The sequence below is a fragment of the Pseudomonas sp. Irchel s3b5 genome (assembly GCF_900187435.1).
Classification (GTDB): Bacteria; Pseudomonadota; Gammaproteobacteria; order Pseudomonadales; family Pseudomonadaceae; genus Aquipseudomonas.
Window position 1 is genome coordinate 19,081 of record NZ_FYDY01000031.1, and the last position, 18,235, is coordinate 37,315.

Annotated in this window: 20 protein-coding genes; 5 read left to right on the forward strand and 15 right to left on the reverse strand. The window is 60.8% G+C overall.

All coding sequences use genetic code 11. The features are described 5' to 3' along the window. Positions 1-25: 25 nt before the first annotated feature. Positions 26-1,126, reverse strand: coding sequence for a polyamine ABC transporter substrate-binding protein (locus tag CKW15_RS23745; RefSeq protein WP_095152763.1), 1,101 nt, complete (start codon positions 1,124-1,126; stop codon positions 26-28). Between CKW15_RS23745 and CKW15_RS28405 the strand changes: the two genes are divergently transcribed. Beyond that, positions 1,125-1,268 (forward strand): hypothetical protein, encoded by a 144-nt coding sequence (locus tag CKW15_RS28405; RefSeq protein WP_218239569.1) that lies wholly within the window; start codon positions 1,125-1,127, stop codon positions 1,266-1,268. The genes CKW15_RS23745 and CKW15_RS28405 overlap by 2 nt on opposite strands. Before the next feature lie 150 nt (positions 1,269-1,418). On the opposite strand, the gene CKW15_RS23750 is transcribed toward CKW15_RS28405, so the two are convergent. The 4 genes from CKW15_RS23750 to CKW15_RS23765 all read right to left on the reverse strand — a co-directional run bounded on the left by CKW15_RS23750 (position 1,419) and on the right by CKW15_RS23765 (position 7,004). Next, positions 1,419-2,672, reverse strand: a complete 1,254-nt coding sequence (locus CKW15_RS23750; protein WP_095152764.1) for a thiolase family protein — start codon at positions 2,670-2,672, stop codon at positions 1,419-1,421. Beyond that, positions 2,669-4,552 carry a feruloyl-CoA synthase gene (locus CKW15_RS23755; RefSeq protein ID WP_095056893.1) on the reverse strand — a complete coding sequence of 628 codons (1,884 nt, stop codon included), beginning with the start codon at positions 4,550-4,552 and terminating at the stop codon, positions 2,669-2,671. Before CKW15_RS23755 ends, CKW15_RS23750 begins: the two co-directional genes overlap by 4 nt. Before the next feature lie 89 nt (positions 4,553-4,641). After that, entirely contained in the window at positions 4,642-6,090 is a 1,449-nt protein-coding gene (locus CKW15_RS23760; protein ID WP_095056894.1) for an aldehyde dehydrogenase, read from the reverse strand. A gap of 83 nt (positions 6,091-6,173) precedes the next feature. Next, the gene (locus CKW15_RS23765) at positions 6,174-7,004 is read right to left on the reverse strand and encodes a p-hydroxycinnamoyl CoA hydratase/lyase (RefSeq protein ID WP_095056895.1); all 831 of its coding nucleotides are present in this window, start codon (positions 7,002-7,004) and stop codon (positions 6,174-6,176) included. Positions 7,005-7,217: 213 nt separating this feature from the next. On the opposite strand from CKW15_RS23765, the gene CKW15_RS23770 reads away from it, so the two are divergent. Beyond that, entirely contained in the window at positions 7,218-7,706 is a 489-nt protein-coding gene (locus CKW15_RS23770; protein WP_095056896.1) for a MarR family winged helix-turn-helix transcriptional regulator, read from the forward strand. Positions 7,707-7,766: 60 nt separating this feature from the next. Here the strand turns inward: CKW15_RS23770 and CKW15_RS23775 are convergent, their stop codons facing one another. Continuing rightward, positions 7,767-9,089, reverse strand: coding sequence for an OprD family porin (locus CKW15_RS23775; RefSeq protein WP_095152765.1), 1,323 nt, complete (start codon positions 9,087-9,089; stop codon positions 7,767-7,769). Between the two features lie 331 nt (positions 9,090-9,420). On the opposite strand from CKW15_RS23775, the gene mhpT reads away from it, so the two are divergent. Further along, positions 9,421-10,638 carry a 3-(3-hydroxy-phenyl)propionate transporter MhpT gene (gene mhpT, locus CKW15_RS23780; protein ID WP_371856319.1) on the forward strand — a complete coding sequence of 406 codons (1,218 nt, stop codon included), beginning with the start codon at positions 9,421-9,423 and terminating at the stop codon, positions 10,636-10,638. A gap of 137 nt (positions 10,639-10,775) precedes the next feature. On the opposite strand, the gene CKW15_RS28410 is transcribed toward mhpT, so the two are convergent. From CKW15_RS28410 to CKW15_RS23805, 6 genes are all read right to left on the reverse strand, one after another. Then, complete coding sequence (locus CKW15_RS28410; protein ID WP_159953414.1) at positions 10,776-10,940, reverse strand: hypothetical protein; 165 nt, start codon at positions 10,938-10,940, stop codon at positions 10,776-10,778. Positions 10,941-10,996: 56 nt separating this feature from the next. Continuing rightward, complete coding sequence (locus CKW15_RS23785) at positions 10,997-12,343, reverse strand: glutamine synthetase family protein (RefSeq protein WP_095056899.1); 1,347 nt, start codon at positions 12,341-12,343, stop codon at positions 10,997-10,999. Positions 12,344-12,363: 20 nt separating this feature from the next. After that, a complete protein-coding gene (locus CKW15_RS23790; protein ID WP_095056900.1) occupies positions 12,364-12,918 on the reverse strand; it encodes a helix-turn-helix domain-containing protein in 555 nt (184 codons plus the stop codon). A gap of 25 nt (positions 12,919-12,943) precedes the next feature. Further along, positions 12,944-14,233 carry an FAD-binding oxidoreductase gene (locus CKW15_RS23795; RefSeq protein ID WP_095056901.1) on the reverse strand — a complete coding sequence of 430 codons (1,290 nt, stop codon included), beginning with the start codon at positions 14,231-14,233 and terminating at the stop codon, positions 12,944-12,946. Positions 14,234-14,498: 265 nt separating this feature from the next. After that, entirely contained in the window at positions 14,499-14,834 is a 336-nt protein-coding gene (locus CKW15_RS23800) for a hypothetical protein (protein WP_095056902.1), read from the reverse strand. A gap of 104 nt (positions 14,835-14,938) precedes the next feature. Continuing rightward, complete coding sequence (locus CKW15_RS23805; RefSeq protein WP_095056903.1) at positions 14,939-15,124, reverse strand: hypothetical protein; 186 nt, start codon at positions 15,122-15,124, stop codon at positions 14,939-14,941. Between the two features lie 167 nt (positions 15,125-15,291). On the opposite strand from CKW15_RS23805, the gene CKW15_RS23810 reads away from it, so the two are divergent. Beyond that, a complete protein-coding gene (locus CKW15_RS23810; protein WP_095152767.1) occupies positions 15,292-15,555 on the forward strand; it encodes a hypothetical protein in 264 nt (87 codons plus the stop codon). Positions 15,556-15,590: 35 nt separating this feature from the next. Here CKW15_RS23810 and CKW15_RS23815 read toward each other — a convergent pair whose 3' ends face one another. Further along, complete coding sequence (locus CKW15_RS23815; protein ID WP_095152768.1) at positions 15,591-15,797, reverse strand: DUF2188 domain-containing protein; 207 nt, start codon at positions 15,795-15,797, stop codon at positions 15,591-15,593. A 213-nt stretch (positions 15,798-16,010) separates the two neighbouring features. Between CKW15_RS23815 and CKW15_RS23820 the strand changes: the two genes are divergently transcribed. Beyond that, a complete protein-coding gene (locus tag CKW15_RS23820; RefSeq protein WP_095152769.1) occupies positions 16,011-16,373 on the forward strand; it encodes an NUDIX hydrolase in 363 nt (120 codons plus the stop codon). A 12-nt stretch (positions 16,374-16,385) separates the two neighbouring features. Here the strand turns inward: CKW15_RS23820 and CKW15_RS23825 are convergent, their stop codons facing one another. Together CKW15_RS23825 and benC are read right to left on the reverse strand one after the other, a co-directional pair. After that, on the reverse strand, positions 16,386-17,159 hold the full coding sequence (locus CKW15_RS23825; protein ID WP_095056907.1) for a 1,6-dihydroxycyclohexa-2,4-diene-1-carboxylate dehydrogenase: 774 nt from the start codon (positions 17,157-17,159) through the stop codon (positions 16,386-16,388). A gap of 61 nt (positions 17,160-17,220) precedes the next feature. After that, positions 17,221-18,234: a benzoate 1,2-dioxygenase electron transfer component BenC gene (gene benC / locus CKW15_RS23830; RefSeq protein WP_095056908.1), complete on the reverse strand. Its 1,014-nt coding sequence runs from the start codon at positions 18,232-18,234 to the stop codon at positions 17,221-17,223. Position 18,235: the final 1 nt, after the last annotated feature.

Genomic DNA, 18,235 nt, shown 5'->3' on the forward strand with positions numbered 1-18,235 from the left:
GCTCGCCCCTACAGGGTGATCAGGGTTATTGATCGGATTTGATGGCGGTCCAGACTCGTGTGCGGACACGTTCGAGTTTTTGCGGCAACGGCTGCACGACGTAAAGCGTCTTCAACGCTTCGCTGGTCGGCGTCAGGTTCGGGTTGCCGGTGATTTCCTTGTTGATCAGCGGCAGCGAATCCTTGTTGACGTTCGGGTAGCCGAGGAAGTCGCTGGTCGGTGCGATCACTTTCGGGTCCATCAAGTGGTTGAGAAACTCGTGGGCTTCGGCAACGTTTTTCGCACTTTTTGGAATGGCGAACGTATCGAACCAGATCGGTGCGCCTTCTTTCGGCAGGCGCCAATCGACGACGACGCCGTTGCCCGCCTCTTTGGCGCGATTGCCGAATTGATAGAAGCTGCCGGAGTAGCCGATGGCGACGCAGATATCGCCGTTGGCGATGTCGGTCATGTATTTGGCCGAGTTGAAGTAGGTCACGTAAGGCCGAACCTTCAGCAACAGCGCCTTGGCTTTTTCGTAGTCATCCGGGTTCTGGCTGTTCGGGTCCAGGCCCAGGTAATGCAGAGCGATCGGCAGGATTTCCGACGGTGAATCGAGCATCGCTACGCCACACGACTTGAGCTTTTCCATGTTCTCGGGTTTGAACACCAGGTCCCAGCTGTCCACCGGCGCGTTTTCGCCCAATGCCGCCTTGACCTTGGCCGGGTTGAAGCCGATCAACACGGTGCCGTACATGTAAGGCATGCCGTACTGGTTGCCGGGGTCGTTCTTGTCCAGCAGCTTGAGCAGGGCCGGGTCCTGGTGCGCCCAGTTCGGCAGTTTCGACTTGTCGAGTTTCTGGAACACGCCCGCCTTGATCTGGGTTTCGATGAACTGGTTCGACGGCACTACAAGGTCGTAGCCCGAGTTACCGGTCAGCAACTTGGCTTCGAGGGATTCGTTGGTGTCGAAGGTGTCCCAGGTCACTTTGATCCCGGTGTCCTTGGCGAAATCCTTGGGCACGGACGGCAGGATGTAATCCGCCCAGTTGTACACGCGCAACTCGCGCTGTTCTGCCTGCACGGCACTGGCCAGCAGCGACAACCCGCAAACAGCGGCGCCCAGTATGCGTTTCATTGTGTCCATGGATTTTCCCCAAGTGTGGCGTGAGTTCGATGGTTTTTATGTTCTGTACACGGCAGCGGCCTTGAAAATGGCCAAGGGCAAGGATCTGGAGATTCTAGTTGTGGTTTGGGTGGTCGTTGCACTATCGGCAACCGGTGCCTGATTCTTGCCGACGGGGTGGCCGGAGCACAGCGTGGGGTTGGCCAAAAGGGGATCGTAATGGCCAATTTTGCTGTCCGGATGGATGCCACCGTCCCGATGAGGCGAACCCATCATCGCAGTGACACCCGATTCAGTGATTGAGCTGCGCTGGCTACAACCCTGGCAAAGCGCGCCAGGCCGGATTCTCGATCAGCACCGCCATGCCCTGCCCGCCGCCGACACAGGCGGCGGCAATGCCGTAACGCAGGTTGTGTGCGCGCAGTTGCCGGGCCAGGGTCATCACCAGGCGCAAGCCGCTGGCGGCCAACGGGTGACCGAGCGCAATTGAGCCGCCGTGGACGTTGAGTCGGGAACAGTCCAGTTCCAGCGCCTGCGCCACGGCGAGCACTTGGGCGGCCTGGGCTTCGTTGATTTCGAAGCGGTCAATCTGATCCAGATTCAGACCGCTGCGTTGCAACAACAGGCGGATGGCCGGTGCCGGACCGATGCCCATGAACTCCGGCGCCACCCCCACCACGGCGCTCGCTCGCAGCAACGCCAGCGGCGTATCCCGACAGGCCGAAGCCGATCCGACCAGCGCCGCTGCGGCACCATCGACCACCGCACAACTGTTGCCGGCGGTTTGTACGCCCCCTTCGTGCACGGCGCGCAACCGGGCCAGTGCGGCGACATCGCCGGGGCGCGGATGGCTGTCTTCACTCACCGCTTCGATGCCGCGTGGCAGGCGAATGCTGCGCGGCTGATAGCCTGGCAGCTCAAAGGTTTGAGCACTCACGGCAACGATCTCGGGCGCCAGCCACCCCGCTTGCTGCGCCGCGAATGTGCGCTGATGGCTGGCACACGCGTAGGCGTCCACGGCGTCGCGGCTCAAGCCATAACGCCGCGCCAGGTTATCGGCGGTGGTGATCATGTCGACACCGGGAGCCGGGTCGTACAGTGCCTCCCACAGAAAATCCTTGAACTGCACCTCGGCACCCAGGCGAAAGCCACCGCGATGGGTGTAGGCCGCAATCGGATTGCGTGACATCGATTCGGCGGCCACGCACAGCGCCAGTTGCACGCCGTCATCCAGTTGCCTGGCGGCCTGGTGCAGCAGTTCGAAGCCGGTGGCACAAATACGCTGCACCCCCAACGCCGGAACCGATTGCGCCACGCCGCTGTAGAGGCCGATGTGCCGAGGCAGCATGTAGGCATCGAAACTGGCCTGGGCCACGGAGCCTGCGAGCACGCTGTCGACCGCCAGCGGATCGACATTGGCGCGGGCCAGCACTTCGCGTCCGACCTTGATGCCCAGGTCGATCGGCGAAACCTCGGCCAACGCACCGCCGAGGTCCACCCACGGCGTGCGCAGCGCATCGAAAATCGCCGCATCGGCAAAAGCCGAATACCGCCCGTTAGCGCTCATGATTTCGCACCCGCGCGCAAAATGCTCGGATCGAGCCCGCGATACAGCGCCTCGACCTTTTCCGCACGCCACTGCAATACCGCACGCTGATTGATCGAGCCCTTGTCGGTGATTTCACCCCGGTCAATAGACGCCGGCTCGTCGAGCAAGGCGATCCATTCCAGCCGACTGGCATTGCCCGTGGCCTCGCGATTGAGCCGCTGCAACCAATCGGCGAACCACTCGCGCACCGGCGCACTGGCCAACACTTCGCTGTCGCTGGCACTCGCCGCCAACCCTGACAGCCGTCGACATTCGAACATCCGCGCAAACACCAACGCGCCCAGGCACTCGCGATCCGGCGCGGTCACCACCAGGTCCTGAACATACGGCGAACCTTCGAGCACCGCACGATTTCGCAAAGGCCCGACGCTGACAAACACCCCGGACGACAGCTTGAAATCTTCAGCGATGCGCCCGTCGAACATCAGCCCCAATTGCGGATCACGCGGATCGGCAAGCTTGAGCGCATCACCGGAACAGTAATAGCCCTGCGCGTCGAACGCTTCGCGCGTCTGCTGCGGTGAGCGCCAGTAGCCGGGCATGATGTGCGGCCCGCGAAAGCGCCCTTCCAGCTTGCCGTCCACCGGCACCAGGCGCACCTCGCAACCGGGTGCCGGCAGGCCGACATAACCGGCCATGGACAACGGCCCGGTGGTGAAGGTGCAGGACGGCGAAGCCTCGGTCATGCCGAGCCCGGCCATCATGCGGATACGTTCACCGCAATGCTGTTCGCTGACGCGGTCGAGGCGGTCCCAGACGCTTTGCGACAGACCGGCCGCGGCGAAGAAAAACAGACTGATGCGCTTGAAAAAAATCTCGCGCAATTCGGCGTCCTGCTCCAGCGCCGAAGCCAATTCTTCCCAGCCTTTGGGCACGGTCAGGTAGGCGGTCGGCGACACGTCTTTGAGATTGCGCAGGGTTTGCGCAAAACCTTGCGCCGTCGGTTTACCGTCATCCAGGTAAAAGCTGCCGCCGTTGTACAGCACGATGCCGACGTTGTGACTGCCGCCGAAGGTGTGGTTCCACGGCAGCCAGTCCACCAGCACCGGCGGTTCTTCGCCGAACACCGGAAACGTCTGCAACAGCATCTGTTGGTTGGAGCACAGCATGCGCTGGGTGGTGATCACCGCTTTGGGCAGTTTGGTCGAGCCGGAGGTGAACAGGAACTTGGCGATGCTGTCCGGTCCCGTACCGGCAAACGCGGCTTCGGCCTCGGCAGCACCCGGTTGTTCAAGCAGGCTGGCAAAGCTGACCTGGCTGCGCCCGGTGATGTGGCCACGAACCGTGATCAAAGGCGTTTCAGCCGGCAGCACCGCCTCGATGGCTCGCTGGTACGCCGCCGCATCGCTGACAAACACCAGGCCGGGTTGCAGCAAGTCGCAGACGTGCCGCAGTTTCGCGAAATCCTGGGACAGCAGCGAATAGGCCGGGGACACCGGGCAGTAGGGAATGCCCGCATACAGGGCGCCGAACGCCAGTTGCAAATGTTCAATGTCGTTGCCCGAAAGCAGCACCAGCGGTTTCTCTGCGCACAGGCCATAACTGAGCAAGCTCTGGGCAATGGCGCGAACGCTGTCGAGCATCTCGGCGTAGCTGACGCGGCGCCACTCACCGTCGGCCTGGCGGGCGGCGATGAAGGTTTGCTCGGGACGCACGTTGGCCCAATGCACCAGGCGATCGAGCAGTCGTGGCGGACACTCGGCCAATGGCTCCAGGGAACGCATGTGCAATGCGCCCTGCTGCTCTGTCACCTCGACCGCGGCGCGACCGATCGACACGTGACGATAGCGCGGCGCGCTGGCTTCGGTGTGGGGTTGCGATCTGAATTCGGAACTCACGTGCTTGTTCTCCATCAAGGCACGCTACCACCAAGCCGCACGAATGGGCATGGTGGTGGCTGCAGCCTTCTTATTGTTATTTCTGCGGTTCAGATCGGGTAGTGCCGCGGTCCATGCTGCAAGGTCACCCAGCGCAACTGGGTGAAATGCTCGATGGACGCCTTGCCGCCAAAGCTGCCGTAGCCGCTGGACTTGACCCCGCCGAAGGGCATTTGCGCTTCGTCGTGCACGGTCGGGCCATTGATATGACAGATGCCCGACTCGACCCGTTGGGCCAGCGCCAAAGCGCGCCCGGTGTCGCGGCTGAAGATCGCTGCCGACAATCCGAACTCGGAGTCGTTGGCCAGGCGCAGCAACGCTTCATCGCCCTCCCCGCGCAACATCACCGCCACCGGGCCGAAGGACTCTTCGCGGTACAGACGCATGGTTTCGTCGACGCCGTCGAGCAGGGTCGGCTGCAAAATGCTGCCTTCCAGCTGCCCGCCAATCACCAGCCGCGCACCCTTGGCGACGGCATCGTCGATCAGCGACTTGATGCGCGTGCCGGCACTGGCATCGACCAGTGAACCGAGCACCGAATCCGCCGCCGCAGGATCACCGGCGCGCAAGGTCTCGACCTTGGCCGCCAGTTTGGCGACGAAGGCATCGGCAACCTTGGCATCGACGATCAACCGTTCGGTGGACATGCAGATCTGGCCCTGATTGAAATACGCGCCGAAGGCTGCCGCCGCCACCGCTGCATCCAGGTCGGCATCATCGAGCACCAGCAACGGCGCTTTGCCGCCCAACTCAAGCAGCGCCGGTTTGAGGTGACGCGCCGAGAGTTCGCCGACAATGCGCCCGACGTGGGTTGAACCGGTGAAGTTGACCCGTCGCACCGCCGGGTTGGCGATCAGCCGTTCGACAATCGCCGCGGCATCGGCCGGGGCATTGCTGATGACGTTGACCACGCCATCGCCCAGACCTGCATCCTGCAGGACCTGACCGATCAACCGGTGCACGGCCGGGCTCAGTTCGGAAGCCTTGAGCACCACGGTATTGCCGCACGCCAGCGGCATGGCGATGGCACGGGTGGCGAGAATCACCGGGGCATTCCACGGGGCGATGCCCAGCACCACACCGCAGGGTTGGCGCAGGGCCATGGCAAAACTGCCGGGCACATCCGAAGGGATGACTTCGCCGTTGATCTGGGTGGTCATCGACGCCGCTTCACGCAGCATGTTGGCCGCCAGCCGCACGTTGAATCCGTACCAGTTGGCCATGGCCCCGGTCTCGCCGGCCGCTGCGATGAACTCGTCGCTGCGCGCCTGCAACTGCTCGGCGGCCTTGAGCAAACGGGTGCGACGTTCATTGGGCGCCAAAGCAGCCCAGGCGGGAAACGCCGCCTGAGCGGCAGCCACCGCGGCGTCGGCATCTTCCAGGGTGGCAGCGGCGACCCGCGACACCAATTCGCCGGTCACCGGGTTACGGCGTTCAAAGGTTCGACCGTCGCGGGCAGGAAGCGACTGGCCGCCAATCAACAGGGGCACGTCCAGCATGGTGATTCCTCTTTATTGTCTTTGTCGGGAATGCATTCGAGCGATACAGCGCGCCGGGGCGGACAGGCACCCGGCGATCAGTCTCAGCGCTTGTAGGCCTGCAGACCGGGCTTGATGCTCTTGTCGTCGAGGAACTGCTTCATGCCCTGCTCGCGGCCACCTTCGGTGTCGAGCAGCCGCGACTGGTCAAGCTTGGCGTACAGGTAGTCTTCGTTCTGCTCCCAGGTCAGCTCGCGGCAACGTTTGAAACCATGCTTGGCCGCACGCAGCACCACCGGGTTTTTCTCCAGCAGGTTGCGCGCCAGCTCGACAGTGACTTCACGCAGTTGCGCCAGCGGCACGCTTTCGTTGACCAGGCCCATCTCGGCGGCTTTCTGCCCACCGAAGGTCTTGCCGGTCATGATGTAGTACAGCGACTGACGATGGCCCACGGTGTCGGCCATGGCTTTGCTCACCAGGTTGCCCGGTGGAATGCCCCAGTTGATTTCCGAGAGGCCGAAGGTCGCTTCGTCGGCGCAGATCGCCAGGTCGCACGCCACCAATGGGCTGAAACCGCCACCGAAGCACCAGCCGTTGACCATCGCGATGGTCGGCTTGGCGTACATGCGCAGCAGTTTCCACTGCCATTGCGAGGCTTCGCGGCGGATTTTTTCCTGAAGGATTTCCGGGCCCGCATCCACTTCGCGGAAGTACTCCTTGAGGTCCATGCCCGCGGTCCAGGCGTCGCCGGCACCGGTCAGTACCAACACGCCGGCTGCCGGATCCTGCTCCAGGGTTTCCAGCACATCGATCATTTCGCGGTTGAGCGTCGGGCTCATGGCGTTGCGTTTTTCCGGGCGATTGAGGATGACCCACGCGATGCCTTCTTCCACTTCGACTTTGACGGTTGTCCAGCGACCTTCGTAATTGCTCATGGCGATGCTCTCTTGTTCTTGGCTTGAAGATGACTGGAAATTAAAGGAGCAATTTAGTTATGTCAATTAACTATTATTCAAATTAACCATTTTTCCTTCTCAGAAAAAAAGCCCTCACGCCCATCATCAATTACCACAGCCATAGCTATCGGTGGCCAACCCCGGCAAACTAGATAGCCTTGTTAACCTCTACTTCTTCAGGATTCACCTGCCATGGCCAAGTCTTCTCCTACCGCCGACCTGAGCGAGTCCCCGCCCGTCGATGCCCAGACGCAGGCACCGCTGGATTCAGCGCTGGACGATTTGATCGGGTACGCCATGCGCCGGGCTCAACTCAAACTGTTCCAGAACCTGATCGGTCGTCTTTCTGCCCACGATCTGCGCCCTGCCCAGTTCTCGGCCCTGGCGATCATCGATCAGAATCCAGGGCTGATGCAGGCCGACCTGGCCCGCGCACTGGCCATCGAGCCGCCCCAAGTGGTGCCGCTGCTCAATAAACTGGAAAGCCGCGCACTGGCGGTGCGGGTGCGCTGCAAACCGGACAAACGCTCCTATGGAATCTTCCTGAGCAAGACTGGCGAAACCCTGCTCAAGGAGCTCAAGCAGATCGCTGCGCAGAGCGATTTCGACTCCACGTCAGCGCTGACCGGCGGGGAACGCGAAGAACTGCTGCGCCTGCTGAAGAAGGTTTATCAGGACTGAACGCGAAACGCCGGCACACCCCCGAGGGGTGGCCGGCCAGGAACATCGAACAACCCGGCGCTACCAGATCGGCAAGGTGTAGAGCACCTGGAAGCGGGTCTGGTTTTCATCACGAAAGGCCGTACCACTCGGGAAGTCATTGCGATAGATCGCCTTACGCGCCAACAGCCCGACGTTTTTCAGCGGGCCGCTCTGGATCACGTAACCCAGTTCCATCTGGAACTCGCGCTCCTTGCGGTCCTCGGCGTTGAAGGCCGCCAACTCGATATTGTCACCGCGCACGTAACGCAACCTGCCCTTCAAACCGGGCACCCCGGACGCCACGAAGTCGTAGTCATAGATCGCTTGCCAGGTGCGCTCCTTGGCATTGAGAAAATCCGAAGCCATGGTCTGTTCACTCATGCCCATCAACTCGGTGCCGGAGATGTAGGGCGTTGCAGTGTCGCCGCTCGAACGCATGTAGCCAAGGCTCACACGGTGCCCGCCGAGGCGGTAGCCGAACAATGCCGAGAGGTTGATGTTGTCCACTTCACCCGCTTTGGCGGCGCCATCCTCACGGCTGAAAAAACTGCGCAAGTCACTGGTGAACACACCTTCGCCGAGCGGCAGATTGTGCAGCAGCGCCAGGGTGTCCTGTTGGTACAGGTCGGCCACCTCGGCATGGTAGGCGCGCAGACTGAGGTCTTTGTTGACCTGATAATCGCCCCCCACGTACGCCAGATGCGACGTGGTGGCGGCGCCATTGAATCGCCGGTTTGGCGTGGCGATGCTCATCGCCTGATAGTCCGTGGAATCGCGCTTGTTGATGCGATCGATGTAGCCGGTGTTGAGAATCAGGCCATCGATATCCTTGGAACTGAGGGTCGTGCCACGAAAGGTCTGTGGCAACAGGCGCGATGGGCTGGCGAAAGCGAACGGCAGGAAAATCGAGACATCGCCGCTCTTCACCGTGGATTGGGCAAATCTCAGTTTGGCCGTCGGGGCGAGCCGCGAATATTCATCCGCCGCACGCTTGTCGCTGGCTGACACCGGCAACAGCTCGGTGCCGCTGCGATCCGGCGCAGAGTCGAGCTTGACCCCCAGCAACCCGCGAACGTCCAGGCCGAAACCCACAACCCCTTCGGTATAGCCCGACTCCATACCCAGGATGAAACCCTGAGCCCATTCCCGCGCAGCGGACTTGGCCCCGCCATCCTTGTAGTCACGGTCCAGGTAGTAATTGCGCAGGGTCAAGTTGCCGTGGCTGTCCTCGATGAAACCCGCTGCATGCGAATGCAAGGGCTGGACGCTGAAGCCGAGAAGCGCCAGGAGCAACCCTGGATTAACGCGGGACACACAGGAAACAGACGCCGGTGCTTCGGCGTTGAAGGGGTGTTTTGGCATGTACGATATCCATTTTTATTGTTGTGCTGGATGCCTGACGACCACAGGGCAATCGGCTTCGTGGACAGAGAATGGAAACAGCCGAGGGTGATCGTCAATCGCAGATAGCCGATAATCGAACATTAATATTCTTATCTATTTTTAGGAAAAATCATCATAAATCAATCAATCGATTGTTTTTAAAGGTTTTTATTCAGTGAATTACGCCTTTTAAGAGGTCGTTCATTTTTTAGTTATATTTGTTATCTTAATCATCAGCCATTACATCCAGCGTGCCGGAGTGCAAAGGAATGGCTCGACTCCACAACAAAAACAACAACGAGGTTCACCCATGGACAGTCCATCGCGTCGCTCGACGCTGACTATCGCTTTGTGCTTTATCGTTGCGCTGATCGAAGGGTTCGATCTGCAAGCTGCCGGCACCGCTGCCGCCGGATTGCGCCAGAGCTTTGCCCTGGACCCGAAAATGATGGGCTGGGTCTTCAGTGCAGGGATCATCGGTTTGCTGCCCGGTGCATTTTTTGGCGGCTGGGGGGCCGATCGCATCGGCCGCAAGAAAATCCTGGTCGGCGCCGTGCTGCTGTTCGGCGTGTTCTCGCTCTGCACCGCCTATGTCGAAACCTACAGCGGTCTGTTGCTGGTGCGCTTCATGACCGGCCTTGGCCTGGGTGCCGCCCTGCCCAACCTGATTGCCTTGTGTGCCGAGGCCGTCAGCGAACGCAAACGCGGCACCGCCATCAGCGTCATGTATTGCGGCGTACCCTTGGGCGGCGCATTGGCGGCCGTGGTGGCGATGTTCTCCAGCGAACACTGGCAGACCACCTTTATCATCGGCGGCCTGACGCCTTTGCTGGTGGTGCCGTTGATGGCCCTGCTGTTGCCCGAATCCACGGCGTTCCGCCAGCAACATGTCACGACCGAAGGCCCCCGCTCGTCCACCGGCCGGGCGCTGTTCGGCGAAGGTCGCGCGCGCAACACCCTGGCCTTGTGGCTGAGCTACTTCTTCACCCTGACCGTGATGTACATGTTGCTCAACTGGCTGCCGTCGCTGCTGTTGGCGCAGGGTTTCACCAAACCCCAGGCCGGCATGGTGCAGATGTTGTTCAACATTGGCGGTGCGATCGGCTCGCTGCTGGGCGGTATGCTGCTCGACCGTGGCAACGGCCTGAAGGTCGTACTGTTCGTGTACGCCGGTTTGCTGGCGGCACTGGCCGGAGTCGGCCTGTCGGTGGGTATTGTGCAAATGGCGATTGCCGGGTTTGCCGTCGGGCTGTTTGTCATGGCAGCGCAACTGGTGCTGTACGCCCTGGCGCCTCCGTCCTATCCGACCTCGGTGCGCGCCACCGGTGTCGGCGCAGCGGTTGCCATCGGTCGTCTGGGTTCGGTCGCCGGGCCTCTGGCCGCCGGGCAGATTCTCGCGGCGGGTGCAGGTACTGCCGGGGTGTTGCTGGCGACTTCACCGGGGCTGCTGATTGCCGCGCTGTCGATCATCACCGTGATTGCCCGTAGCGGTGTGCCCGCCGAGACGCAACCGGAAGCTGCAAACTGACTGCATTTGATGAACCTGTGGCGAGGGGGCTTGCTCCCGCTGGGCAGCGAAGCGGCCCCGGCTCTTCATCTGAAAAGCAGGGACTGCTGCGCAGTCCAGCGGGAGCAAGCTCCCTCGCCACACTATTTTGTTTAGTCTCAGGCTGCGATCTTTTGATCTTCGACATGCACACCAAATTTCAGGCAAAAAAAATCCCAGGCAGCTGATGGACGCCCGGGATTTAAAAATGCATAAACCGTGGTGGTGAACGCGGCGCGGATATTACGGAATATTTCAGCCTGTAACAAGATATTTTTACTCACTATCCAGTTACTAACCTTTATAAGCCTTTAAATATCCACACATTTTCTATGCCCCATCACAGGAACCAACGGTACTCACGCGCACTGATGTCATGCAGAAATGCCAGATGATCCTGACGCTTGTTTTCGCAGTAAACATCCACGAACTCCGCGCCCAGGCCTTCGCGCAGTGGCGCATGGTTTTGCATGGACTGCACGGCGTCGAGCATTTCCAACGGAAATTCGATACCACTGGTACGGTCTTCGTTGAGCGGTGCAATCGGCTCTCGCTCCCCTTCCAGCCCTTGCTCCAATCCCACCAGAATGGCTGCGAGTGCCAGGTACGGGTTGGCATCGGCGCCCGCCAGGCGATGTTCGATACGTAGATTCTTGAGGTCTGACTCGGGTATCCGCAGGCACGCATCCCGGTCTTCAAAGCCCCAACTGGCACGGGACGCGACGTTCACTGTGCCGCTCAAGCGGCGCAAGGCGTTGTGGTTCGGCGCAAAAATCGGCATGCAGTGCGGTAACACGTCCAGGCAACCGGCCACGGCGTGACGCAACGCGCGCTGACCGTTCGCAGCCAACAGGTTGTTGCCGGCCTTGTCGTACAGGCTCACGTGCACGTGCATGCCGCTGCCCGGGTGCTGCAAATAAGGTTTGGCCATGAAACTGGCGCGGTAGTTGTGTTTGAGCGCCACGCCCCGGGTGCTGCGGCAAAACAGGGCCGCCCAGTCGGCGGCGCGCAGGCCGTCATCGCAATGCCCGAAATTGATTTCGAATTGACCGGGGCCAAGTTCGGCGGTGATCACCGTGGCATCGACGCCCTGAGCCCTTGCGGTCTCGACCATTTCATCAAGCACCGGAGCGAACCGCGACAGGCGTTCGATGTGCATGTTCGGCTGGTCATCCGCGTCGCCGGTCAGGTCATCGCGGGGGAACTGCGGCAGACCCTCCTTCAAGCGGCTGTCAAACAGATAGAACTCCAGCTCGAACGCCACCACCGGAAAAATACCTTTGCGGTGCAGGCGTCCCAGTACCTGCGCCAGCACTTCGCGGGGTTCGAATTCGATGGGCTTTTCGGTACCGTCCGAGGTAATCAACATCTGGCCCAGGGGCTGCTTTTCCCAGCTCACCAATTTCAGCGTGCCGGGCACCAGACGGCGCAGCGCGTCCGGGTCACCGTCGTTGAAGCAGTAGTCACCGATCTTGAACAACCCACCCTGCGTCCCCAGCAGCACGCAGTTTTGCGGCAACTTGAGTGCACTGCCCGCCGCGACTTTTTCCAGCATTTCAATCGGGTAGCGCTTGCCGTAGAAATGCCCCGGGATGTCCAGGGAGATGAGGTCGACGTATCGCACTTCGGGGTTGCAGTGGCGGAAGTTGCGAACCTCGGCCAGCAGTTCAGAGCACACAGCATCCATCATTTCATTCCTTGTTGTTTTCAGGTGTAAACCCAAAGCACGCGGGTCGGTTGATCGGAAAGGTTGCCGTAGCGGCAGTGCGCATGGCTGGCCAGTTGAAAGCTGTCGCCGGTTCGCAGGGTCACCGGGGCGTTGTCATCGAGCCACAGGGTCAACTCCCCTTCCAGCACGTAACCGCCCTGCTCGGAGCTGTCCTTCATGTGCCGGTCACCGCTGCTGGCGCCGGGTTCGAGCTGGCTTTCGAGCATCGAAAACGACGCGCGCATCTTGGGCGAGACCAGGATGTCGGTGATGCCGTCGGCGTAGTACAACGTGCGACGCTCATCCGGGCGGGTGACCCACGGCAACGCCATGGGCTTGGGCAGGCTGTAGAAATACGTGGTCGGCACGCCCAGGGTTTCGCTGATGGCGGTCAAGTCCGCCACGGTCGGGCGCGACAGTCCACGCTCGACCTGGGACAGGAATCCGACGGAGCGACCGATTTTGTCCGCCAGCTCCTTGAGCGTGTACTTTTTATGCTTGCGCAGGTCCTGGATCAGGATCGCCAGCGCCGAGATTTCTTCTTGCATGTCCATCTAGAGGCTTCCAGAAAGTGTCGCTTCAAATGCTGTCGCGCAGCCGATACCAGGCCTTGCCGATGGCTTCCAGCGGTGCCGCGAAGTATTTACCGCCGGGAAAACTGCCGTTGTTCAAGCCTTGGTACAGGGACAACTCGTCCGGCTGGCCCAGAATTGCGTCGGAGATCGCCCGCGCCCCGGCCAGTGTCGGCAGCACGCCATGCCCGGAGTAGCCCTGCATCCAGTACAGACCGCCGCGACGGCCAAGATCCGGGGTGCGCTTGAGGGTCAGGTCGATGTGCCCGCCCCAGGCGAACTCCAACTCGACACCGGTGAGCTGGGGAAATACGCGTTCGAGAAACGGCCGGGTAGCGGCGGCGATGTCCCTGGGCATGCCGCCCAGATAGGTGCAGCCACCGCCGAACAGCAGGCGGTTGTCCGGCGTGCGCCGAAAGTAATCGAGGACGAACTGATTGTCGGTGACGCACACATTGCTTGGCAGCAACGCAGTGGCCAGATCCTTCGTCAGCGGCTCGGTTGCGACCTGATAGGTGCCGACCGGCAACACGCAACTCGCCAGCTGCGGATCAAGTTGATCGAGGTAAGCGTTGCACGCCAGCACCAACACATCGGCGCGAATACGGCCGCGCTCGGTGGTCACCACGTACCCGTCACCCTCCTCGCGATAGTTCAGCGCCTTGCTGAGTTCATGGATGCGGCCACCGGCCTGCTCGATGGCATCCGCCAGGCCGAGGGCCAGTTTCAACGGATTCAAATGCCCGCCTTCGGGATCGAACAATCCGGCCTGATAACGCGCACTGGCCACCCACTGCGGTAAATCACGGCGCTCGATAAATTGCAGGCCGTCGTGGCCCCACTTGTGGCTGGCCTCGTGCTGCCACTCGGTCAGCAGGTTCACCCGGCGCGGCATCACCGACGTCCACAGGTGGCCGGCGCGGTAGTCGCAATCAAAACCATGGCGTCCGGGCAAATCGCGCAGCTCCCGCGCCGCCCAACGCATGCCGTCCCACAAACGCCGCGCCCGTTCATAGCCCAGCGCCGCTTCCAGCGGTGGCATGTCGCACGACCAACCGAGAATGGCCTGGCCGCCATTGCGCCCGGAAGCCGCCCAGGCGACCCGACTGGCTTCCAGCACCGTGACGCGCTTGCCGGCCAACGCCAGGCGCAAGGCCGTATGCAATCCGCTGAAACCGGCGCCGATGATCACCACGTCGGTGTCCTGCTCGCCTTCCAGCGCCGCGCGATCTACCAGCCGATCAGTGCACGTGTGGGCGTAGTAACTGGCGACATGCTGCGTAGACTGCTGAAACATACGGCCCCATGAAATTTTCTATTTATAATTTCATGAAAAGTTACACGATAAATTTCACGCAAGCAATTCGAGCCAAAAAAATCCCGCCCGGGAGAGTCCGGGCGGGATTTTTCGGTTCAGTCACGCGTATCAGGCAATCGGAAGACGCAAAGCCCCGCCGGAGTTCGGCGTTGAAGTGGAAAACTGGATGAGCGATCGGCGGGAAAAGAAAAGCGCAACTCAAGACGCCCCGCTCATCCCGGTGACCACTCTCGGCGATTGATGCTTAAAGACAGTCGCGCACCGCTTGACGCAGTGCGCCTGATTTCGCCCAGGGTGGTCCCTGATACAGCGACACCCGGCTACCGTCCTTGGACTTGACGATGTCGAGCACTTCGTCAGCGCTGATCATGCCTGGCGCGGTTATCCGGTAACCGTTGGAAATCGAAACCTGGCTCGTCTTCGATACCTCATGCTGCCAAAGTGGCAATACGCACGCCGCAAACTCCTTGGGCGGCTTTTCACTGTATTTGCTGACATTCGGTTCACCCGGCACCACTGACGCTGGCAACGAACACCCGGCCAGCAACGCCAGCACGCTTCCCCCCATCAACATCCTCATGATGTGTCCTTAAGTCCTGAAAAAGAAAATGTAGCGCGTCGCCGCTTGGTCATCTATCAGCCAATCATATTGTCAGCGGCTGTCATGGATGCCATTTCTGATGTTTAGTTCCTCTCGTTAAGATAGGCCATCCATCGTTCATACGCTTCATGCTGCCATCGGGTAACCCGCTCCCACTCCGGCCCGCTGAGTTGATGGGCTGAAATCAGCTTCATCATCTCGGTGGTGGACGCGTTCAGATCATTCATCAACTCATGGGCCCGGGCCCTGAATTCATCGGTAGTGGTCATTTGACGTCGCCCCGCCCTGCTGAAATGCCTGCACGTGAGTAGGACAGCGGATTCGACCGTTCGCGTGCATTTTCCCGACCAAAGGGAACCTCGATCAATCAGACAAATACAACGTCCCGACCCGCAAACAGGTCTAAAATTTTGGAGTGCAGAATAAGGAGATCGACATGTGGCTTAACGAACAGGAACAGCAGCTTCGGCGCGATCTGCAAGGGCTCGCATCCGATTTACGCTGGTCAGCGGTGGAGCTTTTACGTATCGAGCAACAATTGCGGCTGGCCGGGAATGAAGCCGATGCGCAAGCCGTCCAGAGGCTGTGTGCGCTATTCCAGGGCGATGAAGAAAAACTGTCGGGCTATGCCGAGGAAGTGAAGGCCAAACTCATCAGCCGGAACCGGCAAGAGCAAGGCGCAAGTCCCAAAGACACATGACAAAAGCCCCAGCGAACCGGGGCTTAAAAGCTGCTTCATTGTGTCTGCTGGTTGCCCGAAGACTTGCCGGCGTGAGTGCGGGCCTTGTAGCCGGGTAACGCGGCGGCAAACGCCAGCGCTTCCTCCCGGCTGTCGAACGAACCAAGCCGGTCACCCTGGGTGCAAACCCGCCAGGGACCGTTGTTTACGCTGAGTACGTCGTAACCGTTCATGTGCATTTTATTCAGCATCGGTACGCTCATGGTCACCTCCTTCTCGACAGTGATATCAGGTGGACTTGCTTACCTTACACCCACCGTTCTCCAAAATACCGACCAGACGTCGCCGCATAAATTCCTCATTTAAATTGCACTGCGAGCGGTAAATTCAGCTCAAACTGCTTCGACAACAGCGCATAGGGGCTCGGCCCTGATGTTGCAATTTTGTGCCTGCTCGATGACATGTCGGGGTAACCCATGAAAATTCGCGCAACGGTCATTTGTGAGCAGGACCGGCACGTGCTTCTGGTGCGCAAGGCGGGAAGTCGCTGGACGTTGCCGGGCGGCAAGGTCGAATGGGGGGAAACCGTGGCCGGCGCTGCCGTCCGCGAGCTGGAGGAGGAAACCGGGTTGCACGTCGATGAGCTGGTTTACCTGATGGAATTCGAATCAGGCAGCACGCGACACCACGTCTATGAGGTGTCGGTGCTGAACCTGCATCAGGCCCGGCCGCAAAACGAGATCATCGATTGCGTCTGGCATCCGCTGGAAACGGTTCACAACCTGAACATCAGCGACGCAACGCAGAGCATCGTCAGAGCGTTTCTTCGTCGCCTGTAGCCCCAGCGAACGTTAACCCAGGTCGCCACCGCCCACGGGCATGACCATGCCTGTGATGTAAGACGCCTCGTCGCTGGCCAGAAACAGAATGGCGCCAACCTGCTCATCCAGCGTGCCGTAGCGCTTCATCAAACTGCTGTCCAGGGTTTGATCGACGATTTGCTGATACCAGACCTTCTCCTGCTCACTCTGCTCGGCGTCGTTGCGGGGAATACGCCGCGGTGGCGCTTCGGTGCCACCGGGCGCCGTGGCGTTGACTCGCACACCGCGGCCGGCGGTTTCGAACGCCAGACAGGCAGTCAGCGCATTCACCCCGCCCTTCGCCGCACCGTACGGCACGCGGTTGACGCTGCGCGTGGCAATGGACGAAACGTTGACGATCGCGCCACTGCCCTGCTCCAGCATGACCGGCAGCGCGGCGTGGCAGCACCACAACGTCGGAAACAACGAACGACGGACCTCAGCCTCGATCTGCGACGCTTCGTAGTGCTCGAACGGCTTGGCCCAGATCGTACCGCCGACGTTATTGACCAGCACATCGAGGCGCCCGAAATGCTTGACGGCGGCTTGCATCACGCGGCTGCATTCTTCGTATTGCTCGAGGTCGGCGGTCAGGGCCAGGACCTGAGTGGTCGGTGCCAGCTGTTGTTGCACTTCGAACACCAGGTCTGAACGATCCACCAGGATCAGCTTCGCCCCTTCGGCGGCCATACGCTCGGCCACCCGGCGCCCGATGCCTTGGGCTGCGCCGGTGATCAGCGCGACTTTTTCGTGGAATCTGTTCATGAACACCTCAAGATCTGAATGACGACACCGGACCCCGTAGGAGCGTCGCAGCAGAGAAAACTCACGCCGCGCTGGCGGCGAATTTCTCAAAGTAGAAGTTCGCAGGCTTGATGCCTTGCTCGCGGATGAACTGGCTGACCGCCTCGACCATCGGCGGCGGGCCGCACAGGTAGACGTCGACGTCGCCATCGTTCAGATGCTTTGGCTCGATGTGCTGGGTCACGTAGCCCTTGAGCGGGTGCTGGCTGTCCGGGCTGGCGACGCAAGCGCTGAAGCTGAAATTCGGGATGCGCGCAGCGAAGCCTTCCAGGCGATCGAGTTCCACCAGGTCGAAATCATGGGTCACGCCGTAGATCAGATGCAGCGGATGATCGCTGCCCTGCTCGGCGATTTTCTCCAGCATGGCAGTGAACGGCGCCAACCCGGTGCCACCGGCCAGCAACAACAGCGGACGGCGAATGTCGCGCAGATAAAAACTGCCCAAAGGACCGGCCAGGCTGATGTTGTCGCCCGCCTTGGCCATGCCGGTGAGGAAACTGCTCATCAAACCGCCCGGCACGTTGCGAATCAGAAAACTGACCTCGCCGTCGCGCTGCAACGAGCTGAACGAATAGGCGCGGGTCTGCTCGCTGCCGGGAATCTCCAGGTTCACATATTGCCCCGGCAGAAACGCCAGTTTGCTCAGGGCTTCGCCCTTGATCGACAGCGCGATGGTGCTGTCGGACAACTGGCGCACCGCGCTGATGGTCGCGTCGTAGCTGGCCTGGCGGGTACGGCAGACCTCGGAGGATGTCGGTACGCGCACCACGCAATCGCTCTGGGCGCGCATCTGGCAGGTCAGGACAAAACCCTGAGCGGCCTCTTCAGGGCTGAGGGCGTCTTCGATGTATTCCTCACCCAGATCGTAGCGACCGGCTTCGGCAAAACACTTGCAGGTGCCGCAGGCGCCGTCGCGGCAATCCAGCGGAATATTGATGCCCTGGCGGTACGCGGCGTCGGCCACGGTTTCGCCGACATTGGCGTCGATGAACCGAGTGACGCCGTCTTCGAAATTGAACGCAATGGAATGGGTCATG

What these genes read in the sequence shown, in the direction of transcription:
- CKW15_RS28405 (WP_218239569.1), top strand. Translation starts at nt 1,125, where the DNA reads ATGGATTTTCCCCAAGTGTGGCGTGAGTTCGATGGTTTTTATGTTCTG.
- CKW15_RS23745 (WP_095152763.1), bottom strand. Translation starts at nt 1,126, where the DNA reads ATGGACACAATGAAACGCATACTGGGCGCCGCTGTTTGCGGGTTGTCG.
- CKW15_RS23750 (WP_095152764.1), bottom strand. Translation starts at nt 2,672, where the DNA reads ATGAGCGCTAACGGGCGGTATTCGGCTTTTGCCGATGCGGCGATTTTC.
- CKW15_RS23760 (WP_095056894.1), bottom strand. Translation starts at nt 6,090, where the DNA reads ATGCTGGACGTGCCCCTGTTGATTGGCGGCCAGTCGCTTCCTGCCCGC.
- CKW15_RS23765 (WP_095056895.1), bottom strand. Translation starts at nt 7,004, where the DNA reads ATGAGCAATTACGAAGGTCGCTGGACAACCGTCAAAGTCGAAGTGGAA.
- CKW15_RS23770 (WP_095056896.1), top strand. Translation starts at nt 7,218, where the DNA reads ATGGCCAAGTCTTCTCCTACCGCCGACCTGAGCGAGTCCCCGCCCGTC.
- CKW15_RS23775 (WP_095152765.1), bottom strand. Translation starts at nt 9,089, where the DNA reads ATGCCAAAACACCCCTTCAACGCCGAAGCACCGGCGTCTGTTTCCTGT.
- mhpT (WP_371856319.1), top strand. Translation starts at nt 9,421, where the DNA reads ATGGACAGTCCATCGCGTCGCTCGACGCTGACTATCGCTTTGTGCTTT.
- CKW15_RS23785 (WP_095056899.1), bottom strand. Translation starts at nt 12,343, where the DNA reads ATGGATGCTGTGTGCTCTGAACTGCTGGCCGAGGTTCGCAACTTCCGC.
- CKW15_RS23790 (WP_095056900.1), bottom strand. Translation starts at nt 12,918, where the DNA reads ATGGACATGCAAGAAGAAATCTCGGCGCTGGCGATCCTGATCCAGGAC.
- CKW15_RS23795 (WP_095056901.1), bottom strand. Translation starts at nt 14,233, where the DNA reads ATGTTTCAGCAGTCTACGCAGCATGTCGCCAGTTACTACGCCCACACG.
- CKW15_RS23800 (WP_095056902.1), bottom strand. Translation starts at nt 14,834, where the DNA reads ATGAGGATGTTGATGGGGGGAAGCGTGCTGGCGTTGCTGGCCGGGTGT.
- CKW15_RS23805 (WP_095056903.1), bottom strand. Translation starts at nt 15,124, where the DNA reads ATGACCACTACCGATGAATTCAGGGCCCGGGCCCATGAGTTGATGAAT.
- CKW15_RS23810 (WP_095152767.1), top strand. Translation starts at nt 15,292, where the DNA reads ATGTGGCTTAACGAACAGGAACAGCAGCTTCGGCGCGATCTGCAAGGG.
- CKW15_RS23815 (WP_095152768.1), bottom strand. Translation starts at nt 15,797, where the DNA reads ATGAGCGTACCGATGCTGAATAAAATGCACATGAACGGTTACGACGTA.
- CKW15_RS23820 (WP_095152769.1), top strand. Translation starts at nt 16,011, where the DNA reads ATGAAAATTCGCGCAACGGTCATTTGTGAGCAGGACCGGCACGTGCTT.
- CKW15_RS23825 (WP_095056907.1), bottom strand. Translation starts at nt 17,159, where the DNA reads ATGAACAGATTCCACGAAAAAGTCGCGCTGATCACCGGCGCAGCCCAA.
- benC (WP_095056908.1), bottom strand. Translation starts at nt 18,234, where the DNA reads ATGACCCATTCCATTGCGTTCAATTTCGAAGACGGCGTCACTCGGTTC.